Raw genomic sequence first — 1,603 nt, forward strand, 5'->3', positions numbered from 1 at the left:
GCCAAGATCTTCCCGGCGCGGCGCGTTGCCAAGGCACCGGCGCAGGCCGAACCGCTGGGCCATCGCGCCAAGCCGGCAATGGGCGAAGTGGTGCTCAAGCTCGAGAAGGCACGCAAGGAGTTCGGCGGTCTGGTCGCAGTGAACGATGTGTCGTTCGAGGTGAAGGCGGGTGAGATTGTGGGCCTGATCGGCCCGAACGGTGCGGGCAAGTCGACGACGTTCAATCTGGTGACGGGCGTGCTGCAAGCCACCCGTGGCGAGATTTCATTCCTCGGCGAGCGTATCGATCGCCTGCCCTCGCGTGAGATCGTCAAGCGCGGTATTGGCCGCACGTTCCAGCACGTGCGTCTGATGCCGCACATGAGCGTGCTCGAGAACGTGGCAATCGGCGCGTATCTGCGTGACAAGAACGGGCTGCGCCGTCGCCCGCAAGGGGGCGTGTGGTCGAGTGTGTTGCGTCTGGATCGCCGCGAAGAAGCGATGCTGCTGCACGAAGCCCAGAAGCAGATCGAGCGTGTGGGCCTTGGCGCACACATGTACGACGAAGCGGGCAGCCTGGCGCTGGGCCAGCAACGTATTCTGGAAATTGCCCGTGCATTGGCGTGCGACCCGACGTTGCTGCTGCTCGACGAGCCGGCGGCGGGGCTGCGATACAAAGAGAAGCAGGCGCTGGGCGATCTGCTCAGGAAGCTCAAGGACGAAGGGATGAGCGTGCTGCTGGTCGAGCACGACATGGACTTCGTGATGAATCTGACCGATCACCTGGTGGTGATGGAGTTCGGCACCAAGATCGCCGAGGGGCTGCCTGAAGACGTGCAGAAGAACCCGGCGGTGCTCGAGGCGTACCTTGGAGGAGTGGAGTGATGGCAGACGCGATTCTTGAGGTCAAGGACCTCGCCGTCGCATACGGCAAAGTCGAAGCGGTGCATGGCGCGCATCTTCGGGTGGGAGCGGGCCAGATCGTGACGGTGATCGGGCCGAACGGCGCGGGCAAGTCGTCCATGCTCAACGCGATCATGGGCGCGCTGCCGCACAACGGATCGAGCCGCGGGAGCGTGGCGTATCTGGGGCAGGAGATGTCGGCGCTGACCATCGAAGCCCGGGTGTCGCGCGGCATGTGCCTGGTGCCGGAAAAGCGCGAGCTGTTCTCGACGATGACCGTCGAGGACAACCTGCTGCTCGGCGCGTATCGTCGCAAGCGCGCCGGGGAGAAGAATTTCCTGGACCAGATGGACGTCGTCTACGAGCTGTTCCCGCGCCTCAAGGAGCGTCGTGGGCAGCAGGCGGGGACGCTCTCAGGGGGCGAGCGTCAGATGCTGGCGGTGGGCCGTGCGCTGATGGCCAAGCCGCAGCTGCTGATGCTCGATGAGCCGAGTCTCGGGCTGGCGCCGCTGATCGTGAAGGAAATCTTCCATATCATCAATGACTTGCGCAAGACGGGCGTGGCAACGCTGCTGATCGAGCAGAATGCCCGGGCCGCGTTGCAGGTGGCCGACTATGCTTACGTGATCGAGACGGGCGAGCTGGCGCTGGAAGGCCCCGCGCAGGAGCTGGCGACCAATCCCAAGGTTATCGAGACGTATCTGGGGTTGGCGAAGAAGGC

At 64.3% G+C, this 1,603-nt stretch carries 2 protein-coding genes; both read left to right on the top strand.

Features of this window, described 5'->3' with window-relative positions; all coding sequences use genetic code 11:
• The coding region (locus PBR20603_RS23985) for an ABC transporter ATP-binding protein (protein WP_150561953.1) at nucleotides 1–864 on the top strand (864 nt) is incomplete at its 5' end.
• On the top strand, nucleotides 864–1,603 hold a 740-nt coding region (locus PBR20603_RS23990; RefSeq protein ID WP_150561954.1), incomplete at its 3' end, for an ABC transporter ATP-binding protein. The genes PBR20603_RS23985 and PBR20603_RS23990, both read left to right, overlap by 1 nt.

This window comes from Pandoraea bronchicola, from assembly GCF_902459805.1.
In the GTDB taxonomy this organism is placed as follows: domain Bacteria; phylum Pseudomonadota; class Gammaproteobacteria; order Burkholderiales; family Burkholderiaceae; genus Pandoraea; species Pandoraea bronchicola.